The organism is Bifidobacterium sp. ESL0790 (assembly GCF_029395435.1).
GTDB lineage: Bacteria > Actinomycetota > Actinomycetes > Actinomycetales > Bifidobacteriaceae > Bifidobacterium.
Genome location: NZ_CP113915.1, coordinates 389651 through 408408 on the forward strand (window position 1 = coordinate 389651; position 18758 = coordinate 408408).

Sequence of the window (18758 nt, forward strand, 5' to 3'; positions counted from 1 at the left end):
AATGCGGACGGGTATAAAAGAAGGCGCGAGATGTTGATATCCCGCGCCCTCGAAATGTTTAGACCAGCTTGTTCCCGAAGCCCTTATTTCTTGAGCTTCCACGTCGAGCCGGAAGGCTTGTCCTCGATGATGATGCCCAACGAGCCCAAATCATCGCGGATCTTGTCGGCGGTGGCGAAGTCCTTGGCCTTGCGGGCCTCGGCCCTGGCCTCGAGCTGGTGTTGCACCATCGCGTCGAGCAGGTCGTGCTCGGCCTTCGCGTCGGTGTCGCCGCCATTGCCGTTCGCCGCGTTGGCGCCGTCGTTGCTCCACGGCTCGGCCAGCGGGTCGAGACCCAGGGTGTCGAGCATCGCGCGCACCGCAAGCAGGGTGTTGCGAAGGCCGACGCGCCGGGGGAGGATGTCGATGAACTCCGTGGGCAGATTGCCGTGCGTCAACGCGAACCGCGCCTTGGCGTCCTGCAGCAGCGTCTCCTGCGGAATATCGGGGAACTTCTCCTGCACGCAGGCCAGCGTCTCGCGATATTCGCCGATGGCCGCCTGAAGGTCTTCGGCGCTGAAGCCGGAATTGTAGGTCTGCTCGGCCTCAAGCTCGGCGATCAGCGAATTGCCCTGGCGGATCGCGGTGAAGATGGCCGCCGTGGCGCCCGAGACGTTGATGTCGTCGTTCATGGCGTCGACGAAAGCCTTCGGCAGCTGGTCGGCTCCCAAGGCCTCCACCTCGGCCCGGCTCGGCACATTGTCGTCGCCCAGGAACTGGCTGGCGCGCTCGATGAAATTGGTGATGCGGGTGTGCGCGGCCTCGGCCTCGGCCAATGTCTGGTCGCTCCACTCGAGCATCGAGCGGTATTGCACGCCGCCCAGGGCGTAACGCACCACCCAAGCCGAATTGTGGGCGAGCACGCTCGGCACGGAAAGCCCGTTGCCGAGCGACTTCGACATCTTCTCGCCCTTTGCCGTCACCCACGCCGAATGCATCCAGGTGTTGGCGGACTTCCAGCCCGCGGCGCGCGTCTGGGCCATCTCGTTCTCGTGGTGGGGGAAACGCAGGTCGAGCCCGCCGCCGTGGATGTCGAACATGTCGCCAAGGTAGCGGTGGCTCATCGCCGAGCATTCGATATGCCAGCCCGGGCGCCCGACGCCGAACGGGGTCTTCCAGCGCGCCGTCTCCGGGTCGCTGGGCTTCGAGGCCTTCCACAGCGCGAAATCGCGGGGGTCGCGCTTGTCGGGGGAATAGTCCGCCGGGTCGGCGGGATTGTATTTGTCGTCGCCCGCCTGGTCGACGCTCGGGCCCATCTTGTCGGCGATCGCGGCGGCGGAATCCTCGCCGGCGCCCGCGCCCTGCTTCTGGTGGGTCAGCTCGCCATAATGCGGCCAGCTCGCCACGTCGAAGAACACGTTGCCGGTGGGTTCGCCGTTGGCGTCCTTGATGACGTAGGCATGGCCGTTGTCGATGATGCGCTGGATGAGCTCGACCATCTCGCCGATATGGCCGGTGGCGCGGGGCTCGTAGGTCGGCGGCAGCACGCCAAGCGCGTCGTAGGCCTGGGTGAACTCACGCTCGTAGTGGTAGGCGCGCGCCCACCACTGCTGGCCCGCCGCGGCCGCCTTGTCGAGGATCTTGTCGTCGATATCCGTCACGTTGCGGATGAAGGTGACGTCGAAACCGAGCCGGTTGAACCAACGACGCACGATGTCGAAGGCGACGGCCGCGCGGATGTGGCCGATATGCGGCGAGCTCTGCACGGTGGCCCCGCACACGTAGATCCCGACTTTTCCAGGCACAATGGGCGTGAATGTCGAAATCTCGTGCGTGGCGGTGTTATAAAGCTTCAGGGCGCTCGAGGCCTCGGCCATCGGCTTGCCGGCGACGGTGCTTGGCACGGTTTGGGACTCGTGGCTGTTGGAATTCTGCGGTTTTTCAGCGTTCTCCATAGTCTCCAAGAGTATTGGCTTTCGCCGACAAATCGCGCCTGGCTGACGTATGACAGTCTCCGGCTCGCATTTGGGGTGACGGAATGTCACAATGGGGGTATGACAACGCCCAAAGTGCTTATTGTGCAACACGTCTCCTGTGAGAAACCCGGAAGAATCCTCGATAGCCTCGATGACCTCGGCATGCCGACGCAGACCGTGTCCATCGCGCGCAAGGCGGATCCGGAACTGCCGAAAAGCGACGAGATCGCCGGTCTGGTGGTGATGGGCGGGCCGATGGGCGCGCAGGATTTCAAGAAGTACCCGGGCTTGAAGACCGAGGCGAAGCTCGTGCGCAAGGCCGTGAAGGCCAACAAGCCGGTGCTGGGGATCTGCCTGGGCCACCAGATCATCGCCACCGCGCTGGGTGCCAAGCTCGAAAGCGGCAAGTGCTCGGAGATTGGTTTCGCGCCGATCAAGCGGGTGGCCAAGGATGATTATTTCCATATGTGGAGCTCGCAGATGAACGTGCTCAACTGGCACAACGACGTGGTCTCGGTGCCCGAGGGCGGGCAGCTTCTGGCCTCATCGAAATACACGCGGAACCAGGCCTTCCGCTACAAGTCCGCGCTCGGTCTGCAGTTCCATCTGGAGGTCACGCCCACGCTGCTCGACGAATGGCTCGCCGAGCCCTCGATGGTCGAGGGGATGAAGAAGGGCGAGTTGGCGAAGATCCGTGATGATTTCCAGCGCTACGACGTCGAGCTGCAGCCGTTGGCCGAGCAGGTGTTCTCCGGGTTCGCCGTGCGTTGCGAGACCTCCGCCCGCGCCCTCCTCGAGTCCCAGGCAAGCTGACTCTCACCCTCCCAACGCAAACTCGCGGAGAAAAGCACCATTTCCAGCTCGGAATGGTGTTTTTCTTTGCGGTCTTGCATTTGTGACGCAAACGGGTTGATTTGCGTCGTAAACGCAATGTGGTGGCGGGTTTGGTTGCGTTTGTGACGCAAATGGGGCCGATAGCGTCGCATGTGCAGTGTTGGTGGGTTGTCCGGTTTGCGTTTGTGACGCATACGGGTTGGTTTGCGTCGCATGTGCAATGTGGTGGTGCGTCCAGTTGCGTTTGTGACACAAATGGAGTGGTTAGCGTCGCATGTGCAGTGTTGGTGGGTTGTCCGGTTGCGTTTGTGACGTATACGGGTTGGTTTGCGTCGTAAACGCAATGTGATGGCGGGTTTGGTTGCGTTTGTGACGCAAATGGGGGTGGATAGCGTCGCATGTGCAATGTTGGTGGGTTGTCCGGTTGCGTTTGTGACGCGTATTGGTTGGTTTGCGTCGCATATGCAACCGGGGTCGACGCCCGGTGACGGTTGGCTGGTCATGCGAGTTGTTGTGTGGCTGCGACGGTGTCGTTCGCGGGGCGGGAACATGCCCACGGCGGGCTGTAGAGTCGATTGCATTATGCCGACTTATGACTTGGGACTTGAACACGTTTCGCTTGATTTCGCCACCAAAACCATTTTCACCGATGTGACGCAGGGGATTTTCGAAGGCGACCGCATCGGCATCGTCGGCAAGAACGGCGATGGCAAATCGACGCTGTTGCATTTGTTCGCGGGCAGCCAGCAGCCTGATTCCGGACGCGTGACGATGCGCAACGGATTGACGTTCGGCATGCTTGACCAGCGCGATCCGCTTGACGACAACGCCACGGTGCGCCAGGCCGCGCTCGAGGGGCGTGAGGATTACGAATGGGCCTCCGACACCCGTTCGCGCGAGATCGTGGAGGCGCTGCTTGGTGGCCTGAGCCTTGACGCCAAGATCGGTTCGCTTTCCGGCGGGCAGCGGCGTCGAGCCGATCTGACCCGTTTGCTGCTCAAGGATTGGGATATCCTGGCGCTTGACGAGCCCACGAACCATTTGGATATTGTCACCATCCATTGGCTGGCCGAGCACCTGAAAAATCGTTGGGCCAAGGGACAGGGCGCGCTGCTGCTGGTCACCCACGACCGCTGGTTCCTCGACGAGGTCTGCGAATCGATGTGGGAGGTACACGACGGGGTGATCGACCCCTTCGAGGGCGGCTATAGCGCCTACATGCTCCAGCGCGTCGAGCGCGACCGTCAGGCCGACATCCGTGAGGAGCGTCGTCGCAACCTGGCTCGCAAGGAGCTGGCGTGGCTCACCCGTGGGGCCCGCGCCCGCGCCACCAAGCAGAAGTTTCACGTGAAACAGGCCAACGCGCTGATTGCCGACGTGCCACCGATGCGCAACACTTTGCAGCTGCGCGCGATGGCGACTTCCCGGTTGGGCAAGCAAGTGGTCGACCTGAACGATGTGACGCAGATTTTCGAGCACCCGCAAGGGGCCGCGCCGGATGCTGCGGACAGCGAAAGCGGCAATGATTCGGCCTCGCGCGTCGATGTGGTGCCGGCGCTCTATGAGGAGCCGAAGGTCATGGGCTCCGTGGAGCTTGCTGTGGATGACATGGCCGACGATCGTTTGGTGGACGCCGACAGCGCGTTGGCGGACGATGGCGCAAGATCAGCTTCTCAGGCTGGTAAAGCTGGACGGGATGAAGCCGGTTCCGATGCCAGTGACGGCGCAAACGGTATTGATTCTGGCGTGAACGGTAGCGATGATGTCTTGAATGACGATCCTCAGAATGAGGATGATGATCCCTCCGTTTCTTCCGTGACCACGGCCGCGCAAAAGGTGACGGTCAGCGGCAGGAAGATTCTTGACGATGTGACATGGCTCATCGGCCCGGGCGACCGGTTCGGCATCGTCGGCGCGAATGGCGCGGGCAAGTCGACGCTGCTCAGGATTATTGACGGCACGCTCACCCCGACCGCCGGCCATGTGAAGATCGGCAAGACCGTGAAGTTCGCGGTGCTTTCGCAGCGGCTCGACGAGCTCGAGAAGCTTGGCAAGTACAAGATCAAGGAAGTGCTCAGCCGCTACAAGCCGACCTACGAGGTCGACGGTAAGGAGATCTCGACCGGCCAACTGATGGAACGGCTCGGGTTCTCCGCCGCGCAGCTGATGACGCCGATCGCCGACCTTTCCGGCGGCCAGAAGCGCCGTATGCAGTTGCTCCTGATTCTGCTTGACGAGCCCAACGTACTCATCCTCGACGAGCCGGGCAACGATCTGGACACTGACATGCTCGCCGTGATGGAGGACCTGCTGGATTCATGGCCGGGCACGCTGATCGTCGTCTCCCACGACCGCTACCTGCTGGAGCGCGTCACCGACGAGCAGTTCGCCCTGATCGGCGGCAAGGTGCGCCATCTGCCCGGCGGCGTGGATGATTACCTCGAGATGGTGCGCAAGATTGAGAATGGTGAGCCCCTCGATGCCATCGATGGTGGCAATCGCGGTGGCAAAACCGCCGGCAAGGGCGCGGATAGGAACGCTTCTTCATACGCTGGGGATTCAGTTGCCAAACTTGGTGCGGACGCTGGCGATGCGAACGAAACCAATGGGGCCGACGAATCCGATTCCGGCAAGCCCAAACTGACGGGCAAGGGATTCCACGACGCTACCCGCAGGCTTTCGGCCATCGAACGCAAGCTCTCCAAGCTCGAGGACGAAAAGGCGGATATCGAGCAGCAAATGGCCGAGCATGATCCCTCCGACTACGTGGGCCTAGGCAAACTCAACGAGCAGCTCTCCGCCAACTCCGACGAGTCCGAATCTCTCGAAACCGAATGGATGGCCCTCTCCGAGCAGGTTGAATAGAGCGATTTACTATCCTTCGTATTCCCAAGGATTAATGATGTCTATGCCTGAATCCTCGAAGTCTTTGGTGTTTCTGGTAGCGATGGAACAATGGTTCGCCTCTGCAATACCGGCGATTTGAGTGTCGAATATGCCGACGTTATGTCCGGCTTGTTTACGCCTTGAAGCTATTGCCGCATACCTATCGGCGGAAGTTGCATCGAGAGAGAGTATTCGGCCGTTATATTTCAGCAACGTCCGAGTAATCAAATCTGACAAATCATGTTTTTTGTGTCCCTCAGGCATAAGGCGAAGTCCATATAGCAATTCTCCGACGGTTATTGAACAAAGCCGCAAGGAATTCTGCTGCTGGTCTTTGAACCATTGGGCCACATGACTATCAGGCTCTTCCTTGAACATTTCGCTTACGACATTCGTGTCTAGGATAATCATGATTACTCGAATGTCATAGGCTCGGCGGTCTGGTCACGAGAAGGCAACTGGAAATCGTCAATTCCTTTAATGCCTTCTTGCTTCATGTAATTTCGCAGGTCCTCGTAAAAGTTGGTCTCTTCGACTTCTTTACGCACCAACAGACCTGCTGTGAAATCTTCCACAATGGAGCGCACTTCAGCTTCTGTTGAGCGGTTGTTCTCTTTTGCGATGGTCTTCAATTTGTTGACGGTTTCGTCAGCGACTTTTCTGACAGTGAGTGTAGCCATGAGTTCTCCTTTATTGGAATTTTTCTGCTTGGAAGGTATATGACAACGGGACGATACTGATTTGATCGTCAATCGAAATTGACTGGACGTAAATCGTCCTTTTCCCGTGGTGGAACTAATTCCTCATCGGTTTCAAGTCCACTATCTCCCAGTAGAGCGCGACAGTCGGCAAATAATTCTGCAGAAGTTTTAGGGTGGGTTTTCAATGCCACCGCTTTTTCTATGATTGCTTTTGCTTGTGCTTCAAGAGACAGGTGATGAGCTTCTGCCTCAGATTTCAGTATCTCCAATTGATCTGTTGGAATATTATGAATAGTTAGCGTCTTCACTTTGGCCTCCTTGCTTTTATCGTTAATAAAAAATGCTAGCAAAATGCTAGCATAATGTCAAATTGGTTTAATGAAATAAGCGAACAACCAAAAAGGCGAGTATGGACTTATTGCCATACTCGCCTTAGTTCAATTATCGATAAGTTGCTGCGTCATCTTCCGGTGATCTCGCTGCCGACGACCTTCTCGCTCAAAGCGTGGGGGCCGCGCGTCACGGCGACGGCGCCGGAACGCACCAGCTCGATGATGCCGAAGGGCTCAAGCAGCCCGAGCAACGCGTCGATCTTGCCTTCGGCGCCCGTGGCCTCGATGGTCAGCGACTCGGGGTGCACGTCCACCACGCGCACACGGAAGAGGCGCACGATCTCGAGCACGTCGGAGCGGTTGGTCTCGTTGGCCGAGACCTTGATGAGCACCAGCTCACGCTCGACGGTGGTCGCCTTGTCGAGGTCGACGATTTTCAGGACGTGGAGCAGTTTGTTGAGCTGCTTGATGATCTGCTCGAGCGGTACCTCCTCGACGTCGGCCGTGACGGTGACGCGCGAGATGTCGGGGCGCTCGGTGGGGGAGACCGAAAGCGAGTTGATGTTGAAGGCGCGGCGGGCGAAAAGGCCCGCGATGCGCGCCAGCACGCCGGGGCGGTTCTCCACGAGCACGGACAGGGTGTGCAGGGTGCTGCTGGGTTGTGTTGCAGGATAGTTTGCCATGATGTTCCTTTCGCCTTGCCCTTACTTTTCCGATTTCGTGGCGGCCGGAGCCGTGCTGGTTTGCCCGCCGGCGTTTCCGGTGCCGCTGCCATTGCCAGCAGTGCCATCGGCGTCACCGGCCCCGTCGGTGTCGTCATCGGGGTCCCTGGGAGCCGCCTTCTTCATCAGTGGCTGCACGCCGGGCTTGTAGGTCACGGTGTCGTTGGGCTTGCCCGCCGCCACCATCGGCCAGACCATGGCGTCCTTGTAGACGCGGAAATCGATGAGCACCGGCCGGTCGTTGATCTCGTTGGCGCGCTTGATCGCCGCGCGGGCCTCGTCCTCGGTCGTGGCGCGGATGCCGACGCAGCCATAGGCCTCGGCGAGCTTGACGAAATCGGGCACGTCCATGATGTCGGGCGTGTTCTCGCCGTCGAGCAGAGTGGTCTGCGAATAATGCTTGTCGTAGAACAGCGTCTGCCACTGGCGCACCATGCCGTAGACGGAGTTGTTGAGGATGGCGATCTTCACCGGCGCGTTGTCGATGAACGCCGCCGCCAGCTCCTCGGAGGTCATCTGGAAGCTGCCGTCGCCGTCGATGAGCCAGACCGGCTTCTTGCCGCCGAAATCGCGCGCGGAACCGACGCTGGCGCCGATGGCCGCGGGCAGGCCGAAGCCCATCGTGCCGAGGCCTCCCGAGGAGATCCAGGAATGGGGGTTCTCGAAGTCCACGATCTGCGAGGCCCACATCTGGTGCTGGCCCACGCCGGCGACCCAGATGGTCGAGGGAGCGGCCTGCCGCGAAAGCTCCTTGACGACCCACTGCGGGGAGAGCGTGCCATCGGGGGTCTTGTCGTCGTAGGGGAGCGGATAGCGCTCGCGCCACGAGTTGATGAGCCTCCACCAGGACTCCAGGTTCGGCTTGCCGTGGATGGCCTGGCCGCGCTTGATCTCGGCGTTCAAGGCGTCGAGCACCTGCGCCACATCGCCGACGATTGGGACGTCGGTCTCGCGTCGCTTGCCGATTTCGGCCGGGTCGATGTCGATATGGATGACGCGGGCCGAGGGGGCGAAGGTGGCCATGTCGCCGGTGACGCGGTCGTCGAAGCGCGCGCCGATGGCGACCAGCAGGTCGCATTTCTGCGCGGCCGCGGTGGCTGGGATCGTGCCGTGCATGCCGAGCATGCCGAGCACCTTCGGATCTGAATCGGGCACGATGCCACGGGCGGGAAGCGTGGTGACGATGGGCGCGTCGGTGAGGTCGGCGAGCTCCTTGACCTGAGCCCCGGCGTTGGAGCGCATCGCGCCGCCGCCCACATAGAGCACCGGTCGGTAGGACTGCTCGAAGAGCTTGACCGCCTCGTGCAGCATATGGCCGTGGGGCTTGGTCGTGGGGTTGTAGCCTGGCAGAATCATGCGTTGCGGCCATGAATAATACATGGTGCCCACCTGCGCGGTCTTCGTGATGTCGACGACGACGGGGCCGGGCCTGCCGCTGCGCGCGATATAGTGCGCCTCCTCGATGACGCGCGGGATGTCCTGGGCGTCGGTGACCAGGTACGAATGCTTGACGACCGGGTAGGTGATGCCCACGGTGTCGGCCTCTTGGAAGGCGTCGGTGCCGATGGAATCCACGCCGACCTGCCCCGAGATGACCACCAGCGGCACCGAATCCATGTTCGCGTCGGCGATGGGAGTGACCATGTTGGTGGCCCCGGGCCCCGAGGTGACGATGCACACGCCCACGCGCCCGGTCGCCACGGCGTATCCCTCGGCCGCGTGCCCCGCGCCCTGCTCATGGCGCATCAGCACGAAGCGGAACTTGGTGTCGTCGTGAATCTGGTGATAGACCGGCAGGATCGCGCCGCCCGGAATGCCGAATACATCCTGGACCCCCAGGTCCTCAAGCGAGCGGATCAGCGCCTGCGCGCCGGTCATCTTCTCGCCCTCGACGAGGGTCTGCTTGGTTGCGTTTGCGGGTGACTTCTGCACCCCGCTGAATGCTTGTAAAGGCGTTGGTGACACCATCGTTCCTCTTATCTCTGCTCGGGTTTGTAAGGATTGTCGGTGACCAGCGGCGTATTGGTGTACGCACACATGGCGGTGACGTTTGGCGTGCGTCGGGCTGTTTGTGGCGGTCCCGGGCGTTGTGCCGATGTGATAGACATCATAACGCCTTGTTGGCGTCGGCAGCGCTTGTTGCTCAGATATTGGCGGCGTGTCGGCGATATTCGGTTATCGCATACGCCATTGCATACACGGTTCGCGAGGGATTCGAAATAGGTTTGGCATAGGGGGGGGGCATGGGTTTGGTATGGCTTGCATGAATCCGAATCGCGTTTGGAATACCAAGATGCCGTGATTGTTCCTTTTTTGTGTCAATGGTTTTCATAATCCGTGATACACGAGGGTTTCGCGGTTACGGTTGACGCATACGCGCATACGGATGACTGATGGTGGTCGTGTCTGGCGGCCTTGCGATAAGCGAGCAAGCGAGCGAGAGACTGGCCGAGCGGATGGCCCTGCGACCGCCGGCATCCGGGAATGTATCCAAGGATGGAGGAACGATGGTCGACGGTGGTGGTGCCCGCCAGATGTGGTGGCGCGCGGTGAAAGCCGCGACAGTGACATTGGCTGCGCTGATGGCGTTGTCGATCGTGCTGGCCCCAAGCCTCGCCTCGGCGGCCGCGTTCGACGAATGTGTGGTCGGCAAGAGCTCCATCGCCCGTTGTTTTCCCGACAAGGCGCTCGCCGCGGACGTCGCAGAGGCCGTGCACGCTGATACGGGCGATGCCCTGACCCAGAAAATGATCAGCGACACCAAGAAACTCAACGCGTTCGGCGACTTGCACGGCAGAATCGAGCGTCTCGAGGGCATCGGGAGATTGACGAACCTCACCTATCTCAATATCGACCGCAATGCCCTCCAAAGTCTCAAGGAATTGACCAAGCTCACCAAACTGGAGACGCTATATTGCAATGAGAACGAAGTCTTTGATTTTTCGCCGCTTTCCAAACTCACCTCGTTGCGTCTACTTTCCCTAAACAACCAGAGTGAATCCTATGATCAGCATAGCCGTGGCCGCAAGGACACCGATCTCACCCCGCTGAAAGGGCTCACCGGGCTCACCACCCTTCATCTCAACCAAGGCAAGTTCAAAAGCATCGCCCCGCTTGCCGGCTTGGTCAATCTGCAAGAACTTGATATCAGCGAGGATGAGATTGCCGATATCACGCCCCTGGCCGGAATGGCGAATCTCACGTGGCTCAACGTCAGCGGAAACACTTTGAACTCGATTGACGCCGTGCGTGGCATGCCGCATCTACGTGAGCTCTACGCAGTCGAGCGATACTCCCGTGGCTCCTCGCGGATCAGTGATATCTCGGCGCTTGAGACGCTCACCGATATGCGGAAGCTCGACTTGGAAGGCAGCGCGATAGAGGATATCTCGCCGTTGCGTGGCATGACCAACATGCGTGAGCTGTGGATCGGATGCAACCATATCTCCGACATCGGCCCGCTCGCGGGGATGCAGTCGCTGACGTTGCTGTCGATCGATTACAACCAGATTCAAAGCGTGGAGGCGTTGCGCGGTCTTACGCAGTTGAGCAAGCTCGACCTGCGTAACAACGAGATTTCCGACATTTCACCGCTCGCAGGCCTCACCAAACTGGAGGGCACGCTTGACATTTCCAACAACCGGATATCGGATATCTCCCCGCTGGCGGATTGTGACCATATCGCAGAACTCGATGCGGAAGACAACCATATCAGTGATATCTCGGTGCTGGCGAAGATGCGCGTGCTTTATGAGGCGCATCTCGGGGGCAACTCGGTGCGCGACGCCACCTTGCCCGCCAAGGCGAGGGATATCCCGGGCTTGGGTTATCAGTACACGTTGCTTGACGACGCTGCCCCCGACCAGTTGACGCTGCAGACGGCGAAAGGCCTTGATGGCAGGTATATCAAACCGAAGATGTATCCGGAATCCGGCCAATACGACCCGACGACCGGTGTGGTGACATGGCAATCGGCGGGGGACGCCGACCACATATCCCTGACGTGGGATGACGGCCCCAGTGGCGGTTTCGCAGGCACCGTTGTGCGACATATCCAGGGAGTGCCGCCGAAACAGATGCACAACGTCACCTTCGACGTCAGCCGATGCAGTCTTGATGTTCCCGACCAGCAGGTGCGCGACGGCGATGCGGCGAACCTTCCCGACGTTCCGATGACCTGCGATGGCATTGGATTCGGGCAATGGCGGGTGCATGAAGGGGAGGACGATGGCTATAGGAAGCCCGAGGCTTTTAACCGGCCGGTCACCAAGGACATGAGGTTGGAGGGCACATGGGATGAGTCATCGGGCAACGCCATTGACTCAACTGAGCATAGGCAGCAGGTGCGGCACCAAGGGCCATTTTCTGACGGTCCCGCCGATGAGGACGAATATGTGATGGTCCATCTTCATCTTCATGAGCATGAGTACGATTCTTGGCTTGACAAGGCTGCCGGATATGGGCTGCTTGCGGTTTGCATATTTGCGATTGTGGGCGTTTTGGCCGCGGTGGTCGGCTGCGTGATGATGATCGTCAAGCGTATAAAGCGGCGTGCCGCCGCCAAAAGTGAGGCTGGGCCAGTGGAAGGATGGCCGCCGGATTGGCCACCAGCCCAATATCCGGGCGCATAGCTGGCGGAACCAGTCGCCGCGATATTTCTCCAAAAGCTGTTAAGTGGGTGCCTTGAGGGTTAAGTGGGTGCCTGTCCGATTTGAAAACCTGAAAAACAGGCCTTTTTACCCATATTCTGGCGAATCAGGCACCCACTTAACCTCTGAAGCACCCACTTAATGTCGCAATCCGCCCAGGCTCTTATGCCTTGTGATGATGCTTTTTGGCCTGGTGCTTGCCCGGATTGCTGTCAAGCTCGTGCCAAGCCTCGCGGGCTGCGGCGAGCTGGGCCTTGCGCTTGCTGGAACCCGTGCCGACGCCAAGCACCTCGTCATTCTCGCCCACGACGGCGCGGGCGGTGAAGACCTGCGCGTATTCCGGGCCACCCACCGACATGCGGTAGCGTGGATCCTCAAGCCCCATGCCGTGCGCCTTGACGGTCAGTGAGGTCTTCCAATCGAGCGCCGGGCCTTCGGTCGCCACTTTCTTGAGCTCATCATCGACCAAGTGGTGCACCACCTTGCGCGCCTTGTCGATGCCGTGCTCCACGAACGTCGCGCCGATCAGCGATTCGACGATGTCGCAGAGGATCGAGCTCTTGTTGGCCCCGCCGGAGTCAGCCTCGCCGTGGCCGAGCAAGATATAAGGCCCGACCTGCAACTTCTCGCGCGCGATCTGCGAAAGCGCCTTCTCCGAGACGGCCATCGCCCGCATCTTCGCCAGCTGTCCCTCGCTCATGTCGGGGTGGTCGCGGTACAGGGTCTCCGTGGAGACGAGTTCGAGCACGGCGTCCCCGAGGAACTCAAGGCGCTCGTAGTTCGGGGCGCCCTCGTGCTCGTGCGAGAACGAGCGATGGGTGAGCGCCTGCACCAGCAGGTCCGGCGAAAGCGTGGTGCCGAGCCGGTCGAGTAGCTCCTGCTGCGGAGAGTTGGACTTGGTGATTTGAGCGGTTTTGGCTTGTGGAATCGAAGTCGGCCGGGAACCGGAATTGTGGGTCGCGGATTCGATAGCTTCGTTATGTTGTGAATCGGTCACGATGGTCCTTTTATATGGATATGGCCCCGACGAACATATTGCGGGCACCAAGCCGTTTGTGGATGTTTGCCGAGGTATTGGACTTTGACAAACGAAGTCAAAACGGATTGGTTCCTGTAACACATCTGCGTGGCGTGTAACGGATAATGCGAATGAGATTATTTAAGGTTATTGGCTAGGTTGATTACGAATCTAAGCAAGAAAACAAGCCGAATCGCAAGCAAAGATGAAAAAGCCCCGCCACCCGTCGATGGCAGGGCTTCTGTTACCTAGCGTTTCACTTGCTCAGGTTTGAGTCAATGGCCTCGCGATAGACGCGGCCACGGAACGAGCCGCAGCTCGGGCAAGCCATGTGAGGCAGGGTCGGCGCGCCACAATTGGGGCAGGCGACGGTCTTGGCCGCGCTGGCCTTCCAGTTGGAGCGGCGCGAATGCGTGTTGGCTCGCGAAGTCTTGTACTTTGGCAGTGCCATGGTATTCCTCTATTTCGTTCGAACAGATTGAGCTTAAGCGTTGACAAGTCTAACGCAATCTCGGTACAAGCTCTACTTGCCCGCTTCCTCTTCCTTTTCGAGTTGGGCTTTGAGCCCGGCCAGCGAGGCGAAACGGTTGTCGACCACGTCGTGATGGTGGCCGGGATTGTCGTTCAGGTTGACGCCACACTGTGGGCACAGGCCCTTGCAATCCGGCTTGCACAGCGGTTGCAGCGGCAGGTTCTCCACGAGTGTGTCGCGCAGCAGGGCCTCGATGTCGGCGAAACCGCCGTCGTGGCTCAGGGGGTAGGCGTCCTCCGACTCGTCTTCGGCGTCGGCGAGATCCACGTCGTTATTGTTCTTGCCGCCTTTGCCGCCCTTTCCGTGTCCCTTGTCGTTCTCGGGCATGGAGACGTTCGCCAGCGCGGGATCGTAGGGGAAGAACGCGGTGACGTCGAGCTCCCAGTCCTTGTTGATCGGCGTGAGGCAGCGGGTGCACTCAGCGTGCATCGGCGCGGTGAAGCGCCCCATGAACACGAGGCCGTCGGCTATGGAATCGAATGATCCGCGCACGCGCACAGGCTCGCCCTCGCGCACGCCCACGACCTCATCACCCACGCCGCTGGGCGCTGGGAAATCTTGGTCGATGGCCTTGCTCAGGCCGGGCCGGGAGGAAACCTGGCTCACCGGGATGGCCCATTGCGAATCTTCTGGTCTTGTCATTATTGCCTATTGCTCCGAATCGTTGGTGCTTGGTTGCAGGGTCTCCTGCTGGTTCTCGACGAGTTTCTTGGCCGCCGCGCGCTGGCGCTCGTCGATGACCTTGATGCCGTTGTCGACATCTTGGCTGTAGGTGGAAAGCTGGTCTTTGAGGGCTTTCATCACGTCCGCGCAGTAGGCGTTCGCGCCCTGCGTGAGCTTGGTGGCCTTCGTCTGCGCATCCTCGATGATATCGGCGGCCTTCTGGCGGGCCAGGTCGGTGACGCGCTCGTGGTCGGCCAGGAATTCGGCCTGTTCCTGCGCGTTCTGCACGATCTGTGTGGCCTGGTTCTTGGCGTCGGCGGTGATGGCGTCGGCCTCGGCCTGCGCGTTCTCAAGCCTGCGTTCCGACTCCCTCATCAACGACGAGGCGCGTTCCAGCTGGACCGGCAGCATCGTCTTGAGTTGGTCAAGTTGCTCGGTGAGCTCATCGCGGTCGAGACGCACCGTGTTCGGCGCGAAGATGCTCGATTTGGCGTCCTCCAGCGTTTCGCTCAACTGGTCGATGATGTCATAGACCGTGGTGAACTCGTCGCGGCTTTTGCTGGTCGCGTAATCATCCATCTCGTCGTCCGAGGCCTCGTCATCGGCGTCGTTCGGGCCCAGCGGATGCTTGTGCTCCTGCAGATCCGGCAGGTTGTCGCTCGTGAAATGGACCTTGGGGGTGGGGACGTCTTGGGCGGGAGCGCCGGAATCCTTGCTGGCCTTGGCATCCTTGGCGCTTTGTGTCTTGCTGGCGGCCTTCATCGGCCCGGTCTCGTCGTCGGCGTCCTGCGGTTGTGCGTCGCCGCCATCGCTGTTGTCCTTGCCTTTGTCGCCGCTTTCGCCGTGGGGTGCGGCGGAAAGCGCGTCGACGGGGATGATGGTCGAGTTGGTGCTGTCGTCGTCGTTCTCTTCCTCGTCGGTGAGGTTCGTCTGATCGGTCATGTCAGTCATGGTGACTCTTTTCTTTCTTGAGCGCTTCATCGAGCATGGAGACCACGCAATCCGGCACCATTCCGGTGACGTCGCCGCCATGGCGCGCCACATCCTTGACGACGGTGCTGGAGACGTGTTCCAGAACGGGATCGGCGGGCAGGAAGAGCGTCTCGACGCCGGAAAGCCTGCGGTTGACGAGCGCCATGCCGAGCTCGGCCTCGTAATCGCCGTTCTGACGCAGCCCCTTGACGATGACCGTCGCGCCGACCTTGGTGCAGTAGTCCGTGATGAGCCCGTCGGTGGAGGCGACCTTCACGTTGGAGCACCCGTCCTTGACGAGCGCCCTGCGGATGACATCGACTCGGGTCTCCTCCGAAAACATCGGCGTTTTCGCGGCGTTGACCGCCACCACCACATGCACCTCGGTGAAGATGCGCGCGCTGCGTTCGATCACGTCCAGATGGCCCGCGGTGACGGGGTCATAGGAACCTGGACATACTGCAATAGTCATGCCTCAAGGTTAGCGCCTGACACTGATTTTCGTAGGGGAGAGCGGCGTTCGGCGGCGTCTGGCGTGCCGGTGGATTCGTGGCCGCCGTTCGTTCAGTTTTGCGATTCAGCTTCACGGAAACGTTCGGGCCACGTGGATTGTTAGAATCATTGGTGACTACGGATGTGTATGGCAAGGAGATCATGATGAGGCAAGAGCATGGCGAACAAGACGATATGACCCAACGTGGCGAGGCCGGCGAGACTTTGGGTTGGCGCGACCAGGCCGGTTTCGAGAACCCCGCGCAAAGCCCGGACTCCGGGGCGGGCACGGCGATGCTCGAGCGCCCCGAGACCAAGGAGGAGGCCAAGCGTGACGATGGCGGTGACGCGGACCGTTTCGCGCATTACGTCTCGAAGCGCAAGAAGCTGGAATCGCAGATGACCGGCAGGCCGGTGGTCGCGCTGTGCGGTAAGGTCTGGGTGCCCAAGCACGATGGGAAAAAGTACCCGGTGTGCCCGGATTGCAAGCGCATCCACGAGGAGATGATGAACGAGCCGTCGTTCTGATTGGCTTTGTAGTTTTATAGCTATCTCATAAACTTGTGGCTGGTGGGAATCGGCGTTTGATCTCGATTCCCACCAGCCACATGCTTATATATCTGTAGTGGCCATATGATTTCTGGTCGCGAGACCTATTGACCTATTAAACCTTATAGGGATCTAATAGGTTCGCAACCAACGCGCTTCACAGCACGTCGATTTGCGTGGGGATGGACGGGTCGCCCTTCATCAGCGACTGCGCGGTGATCGGCAGCTCAGCCAACGCCTTGGCGCGGTAATCGTGCGCGGCGGTGATGGCGTCGTGGCCCTGGTACTGGCTGTTGGCCTCGCCGTGGTCCATATAGCTGACCATCAAATCCTTCCAACCGTCCTCGGGCTGGAACTTGGCCAGCTGCTCCTCGGAGCCGGAGATGACGTGCTCGCAGTCGGCCAGGTTGTATTCGTAGGAGCGGAAGGCCAGCTTGCGGCCCGGCACGGTGGCCTTGTCCTCGGACTTCTTGGCGACTGGCACCATCTCGCCCTTGTTGCCCTCGCGCTCGGTGAGCTTGTAGACCATCGCGCAGGTGGGCGCGCCGGAGCCGGTGACCAGCATCGTGCCCACGCCGTAGGAATCGACCGGGGCGGACTGCAGGGCGGCCAACGCATACTCGTCAAGGTCGTTGGTCACCGTGATCTTGGTGTCTTTGGCACCCAGCGAATCGAGCTGGTTGCGCACGCGCTGGGCTAGGGCGGCGAGGTCGCCGGAGTCGATACGCACGCAGCCGAGCTTCGGGCCGGCCACCTCGACGGCGGTCTTGATGGCCTCCTCGATGTCGTAGGTGTCGACCAGAAGCGTCGTGTTCGCGCTCATCGCATTGACCTGCGAGGCGAAGGCGTCGCGCTCGGAATCGTGCACGAGGGTGAAGCAGTGGGCCGAGGTGCCGATGGCCTTGAGACCGTAGAGCTGGGCCGCGAGCAGGTTCGAGGTGCCCTGGAACCCGCCGACCACGGCTGCGCGGGCGGCGGCGACGGCGGCCCACTCGTTGGCGCGGCGTCCGCCCATGTCCATGCAGGGGCGGTTCCCGGCGGCGCTGGCCATGCGCGAGGCGGCCGAAGCGACGGCGGAATCATAGTTGAGGATCGAGAGCAGCAGCGTCTCCAGCAGTGTACACTCGCCGAAGGTGCCCTCCACCTCGAGGATCGGGGAGTTCGGGAAGAACATCTCGCCTTCGCGGTAGCCCTTGATCGAGCCGGTGAACTTGAAGTTCTCGAGCCATTTGATGGTCTCGGGGCTCACGATCTTGCGGTCGGAAAGGAACTTCAGGTCCTCGTCGCTTAAGTGGAAGCGTTCGAGCGCGTCGAGGATGCGCCCGGTGCCGGCGAGCACGCCATATCGGCGGCCGACGGGCAGATGGCGGGTGAAGACCTCGAAGACGCACTTGCGGTTCGCGGTGCCGTCCTTGAGCGCCGCGTCGAGCATCGTGTACTCATACATATCGGTCATAAGGGCTGGTGAATAGTCAATCATCGTATGCCTCCCTGAAAGCGGCGTCGTGGATTGTCGTTGCGTTGCGGACGCCGCGTGCGACGCCATTGCGGTCGTCGCGTTCTCGTTACCTCAAGCCTACCGTCAAATCCTGATTTGTAGTTGAAATGACTATAAGTAGACATTTCCGTGGCGTTTACGCCGTTCGCGCCCCGGCTTTTCGCGCATGGCCTTTAGACTGACAGCATGAAATATTTTGTCGGGATCTATCGCCTCGTCATCGCCTTCCTGTGCCTGGCGTGGACGAGCGTGGCCTGGACCACGCCGAGCTACTGGGTCTACTTCACCTACGAGACCAATTTCCTGCTCGGGCTGGTGATGCTCTGGGCCGGCGCGGCGAGCCTCATCGACGGCAAGCAGCCTCCGGCATGGCTCAAGGGCATCCTCACGTTGTACATCCTCATCACCGGCCTCGTTGCCTTCTTCGTGCTGCCGCCCGCCAACCCGGCCACCGCGAAATACGTCTTCGGCGTGATGACCAACGTCATCCTGCACAAGGCCGTGCCGATCATGGCCGTCATCGATTTCGTGCTCTTCGACGCCCACCGCCGCTTCAAGTGGCACTACATCTTCTCGTGGCTGCTCTATTTCCCGTTCTATCTGGCGTTCGTGCTCATCCGAGCCCACCTTTGGCCGCACTCGGGGCCTGAGGCGCACGGCAATCCCTATCCCTATGGGTTTATCGATTTGACCAAGATCACCTGGGGACAGCTGGGCATCAACATCGTCGAATACATCATCATCTTCGCGGTGCTCGGACTCGTTCTCTTCCTGATCGACCGGGCGCTGCCGAAGAAGCCGCTCATCGGAGCGGCGCGCGGCTGAGGCTCTGCTTGGGCGTTGAGCTTCTGATCTGTCTGCCTGTTTGCCAGCGTTTTGCGGGTTGGCGCGCTCTGAGGAGACGAGGATGTGGGTTAGCGATGCGTGTTCGTCGGTATCAAAGGCATTTGCCGCT

General features: G+C 60.4%; 17 protein-coding genes. 5 read left to right on the forward strand and 12 right to left on the reverse strand.

Going from position 1 to position 18758, the window contains the following annotated elements; genetic code table 11:
* Positions 1–83: 83 nt before the first annotated feature.
* A complete protein-coding gene (cysS, locus tag OZY47_RS01330; RefSeq protein WP_277178168.1) occupies positions 84–1934 on the reverse strand; it encodes a cysteine--tRNA ligase in 1851 nt (616 codons plus the stop codon).
* Between the two features lie 99 nt (positions 1935–2033).
* Between cysS and OZY47_RS01335 the strand changes: the two genes are divergently transcribed.
* Both OZY47_RS01335 and OZY47_RS01340 read left to right on the forward strand, forming a co-directional pair.
* Positions 2034–2768, forward strand: coding sequence for a type 1 glutamine amidotransferase (locus tag OZY47_RS01335; RefSeq protein WP_277178169.1), 735 nt, complete (start codon positions 2034–2036; stop codon positions 2766–2768).
* Positions 2769–3371: 603 nt separating this feature from the next.
* Positions 3372–5654, forward strand: a complete 2283-nt coding sequence (locus OZY47_RS01340) for an ATP-binding cassette domain-containing protein (RefSeq protein ID WP_277178170.1) — start codon at positions 3372–3374, stop codon at positions 5652–5654.
* A 9-nt stretch (positions 5655–5663) separates the two neighbouring features.
* Here OZY47_RS01340 and OZY47_RS01345 read toward each other — a convergent pair whose 3' ends face one another.
* From OZY47_RS01345 to OZY47_RS01365, 5 genes are all read right to left on the reverse strand, one after another.
* Positions 5664–6053, reverse strand: coding sequence for a type II toxin-antitoxin system VapC family toxin (locus tag OZY47_RS01345; RefSeq protein WP_277178171.1), 390 nt, complete (start codon positions 6051–6053; stop codon positions 5664–5666).
* A gap of 35 nt (positions 6054–6088) precedes the next feature.
* On the reverse strand, positions 6089–6355 hold the full coding sequence (locus OZY47_RS01350; RefSeq protein ID WP_277178172.1) for a DNA-binding protein: 267 nt from the start codon (positions 6353–6355) through the stop codon (positions 6089–6091).
* Between the two features lie 68 nt (positions 6356–6423).
* Positions 6424–6684 carry a hypothetical protein gene (locus OZY47_RS01355; protein WP_277178173.1) on the reverse strand — a complete coding sequence of 87 codons (261 nt, stop codon included), beginning with the start codon at positions 6682–6684 and terminating at the stop codon, positions 6424–6426.
* 152 nt (positions 6685–6836) lie between these two features.
* Positions 6837–7391: an acetolactate synthase small subunit gene (ilvN, locus tag OZY47_RS01360; RefSeq protein ID WP_277178174.1), complete on the reverse strand. Its 555-nt coding sequence runs from the start codon at positions 7389–7391 to the stop codon at positions 6837–6839.
* Between the two features lie 21 nt (positions 7392–7412).
* Positions 7413–9398 (reverse strand): acetolactate synthase large subunit, encoded by a 1986-nt coding sequence (locus tag OZY47_RS01365; RefSeq protein ID WP_277178175.1) that lies wholly within the window; start codon positions 9396–9398, stop codon positions 7413–7415.
* 428 nt (positions 9399–9826) lie between these two features.
* Between OZY47_RS01365 and OZY47_RS01370 the strand changes: the two genes are divergently transcribed.
* Positions 9827–12061 (forward strand): leucine-rich repeat domain-containing protein, encoded by a 2235-nt coding sequence (locus OZY47_RS01370; RefSeq protein ID WP_277178176.1) that lies wholly within the window; start codon positions 9827–9829, stop codon positions 12059–12061.
* A gap of 181 nt (positions 12062–12242) precedes the next feature.
* Here OZY47_RS01370 and rnc read toward each other — a convergent pair whose 3' ends face one another.
* From rnc to coaD, 5 genes are all read right to left on the reverse strand, one after another.
* On the reverse strand, positions 12243–12983 hold the full coding sequence (gene rnc, locus OZY47_RS01375) for a ribonuclease III (RefSeq protein ID WP_277179027.1): 741 nt from the start codon (positions 12981–12983) through the stop codon (positions 12243–12245).
* Positions 12984–13353: 370 nt separating this feature from the next.
* Positions 13354–13548, reverse strand: coding sequence for a 50S ribosomal protein L32 (gene rpmF, locus OZY47_RS01380; RefSeq protein ID WP_277168753.1), 195 nt, complete (start codon positions 13546–13548; stop codon positions 13354–13356).
* 72 nt (positions 13549–13620) lie between these two features.
* Entirely contained in the window at positions 13621–14271 is a 651-nt protein-coding gene (locus OZY47_RS01385) for a DUF177 domain-containing protein (protein ID WP_277178177.1), read from the reverse strand.
* 6 nt (positions 14272–14277) lie between these two features.
* Positions 14278–15243, reverse strand: a complete 966-nt coding sequence (locus OZY47_RS01390; protein ID WP_277178178.1) for a cell division protein — start codon at positions 15241–15243, stop codon at positions 14278–14280.
* The gene (coaD, locus tag OZY47_RS01395; RefSeq protein ID WP_277178179.1) at positions 15236–15736 is read right to left on the reverse strand and encodes a pantetheine-phosphate adenylyltransferase; all 501 of its coding nucleotides are present in this window, start codon (positions 15734–15736) and stop codon (positions 15236–15238) included. The genes OZY47_RS01390 and coaD overlap by 8 nt, the downstream gene beginning before the upstream one ends.
* 215 nt (positions 15737–15951) lie before the next feature.
* Between coaD and OZY47_RS01400 the strand changes: the two genes are divergently transcribed.
* Positions 15952–16284: a DUF3039 domain-containing protein gene (locus tag OZY47_RS01400; protein ID WP_277179029.1), complete on the forward strand. Its 333-nt coding sequence runs from the start codon at positions 15952–15954 to the stop codon at positions 16282–16284.
* A gap of 178 nt (positions 16285–16462) precedes the next feature.
* On the opposite strand, the gene OZY47_RS01405 is transcribed toward OZY47_RS01400, so the two are convergent.
* A complete protein-coding gene (locus tag OZY47_RS01405; RefSeq protein ID WP_277178180.1) occupies positions 16463–17785 on the reverse strand; it encodes a nicotinate phosphoribosyltransferase in 1323 nt (440 codons plus the stop codon).
* A 204-nt stretch (positions 17786–17989) separates the two neighbouring features.
* On the opposite strand from OZY47_RS01405, the gene OZY47_RS01410 reads away from it, so the two are divergent.
* Complete coding sequence (locus tag OZY47_RS01410) at positions 17990–18628, forward strand: Pr6Pr family membrane protein (protein ID WP_277178181.1); 639 nt, start codon at positions 17990–17992, stop codon at positions 18626–18628.
* The last annotated feature ends 130 nt before the right edge of the window (positions 18629–18758 follow it).

Coding starts and splice junctions, on each gene's coding strand:
- cysS (WP_277178168.1), bottom strand. CDS start 1,934: ATGGAGAACGCTGAAAAACCGCAGAATTCCAACAGCCACGAGTCCCAA.
- OZY47_RS01335 (WP_277178169.1), top strand. CDS start 2,034: ATGACAACGCCCAAAGTGCTTATTGTGCAACACGTCTCCTGTGAGAAA.
- OZY47_RS01340 (WP_277178170.1), top strand. CDS start 3,372: ATGCCGACTTATGACTTGGGACTTGAACACGTTTCGCTTGATTTCGCC.
- OZY47_RS01345 (WP_277178171.1), bottom strand. CDS start 6,053: ATGTTCAAGGAAGAGCCTGATAGTCATGTGGCCCAATGGTTCAAAGAC.
- OZY47_RS01350 (WP_277178172.1), bottom strand. CDS start 6,355: ATGGCTACACTCACTGTCAGAAAAGTCGCTGACGAAACCGTCAACAAA.
- ilvN (WP_277178174.1), bottom strand. CDS start 7,391: ATGGCAAACTATCCTGCAACACAACCCAGCAGCACCCTGCACACCCTG.
- OZY47_RS01365 (WP_277178175.1), bottom strand. CDS start 9,398: ATGGTGTCACCAACGCCTTTACAAGCATTCAGCGGGGTGCAGAAGTCA.
- rpmF (WP_277168753.1), bottom strand. CDS start 13,548: ATGGCACTGCCAAAGTACAAGACTTCGCGAGCCAACACGCATTCGCGC.
- OZY47_RS01385 (WP_277178177.1), bottom strand. CDS start 14,271: ATGACAAGACCAGAAGATTCGCAATGGGCCATCCCGGTGAGCCAGGTT.
- OZY47_RS01390 (WP_277178178.1), bottom strand. CDS start 15,243: ATGACTGACATGACCGATCAGACGAACCTCACCGACGAGGAAGAGAAC.
- coaD (WP_277178179.1), bottom strand. CDS start 15,736: ATGACTATTGCAGTATGTCCAGGTTCCTATGACCCCGTCACCGCGGGC.
- OZY47_RS01400 (WP_277179029.1), top strand. CDS start 15,952: ATGACCCAACGTGGCGAGGCCGGCGAGACTTTGGGTTGGCGCGACCAG.
- OZY47_RS01405 (WP_277178180.1), bottom strand. CDS start 17,785: ATGATTGACTATTCACCAGCCCTTATGACCGATATGTATGAGTACACG.
- OZY47_RS01410 (WP_277178181.1), top strand. CDS start 17,990: ATGAAATATTTTGTCGGGATCTATCGCCTCGTCATCGCCTTCCTGTGC.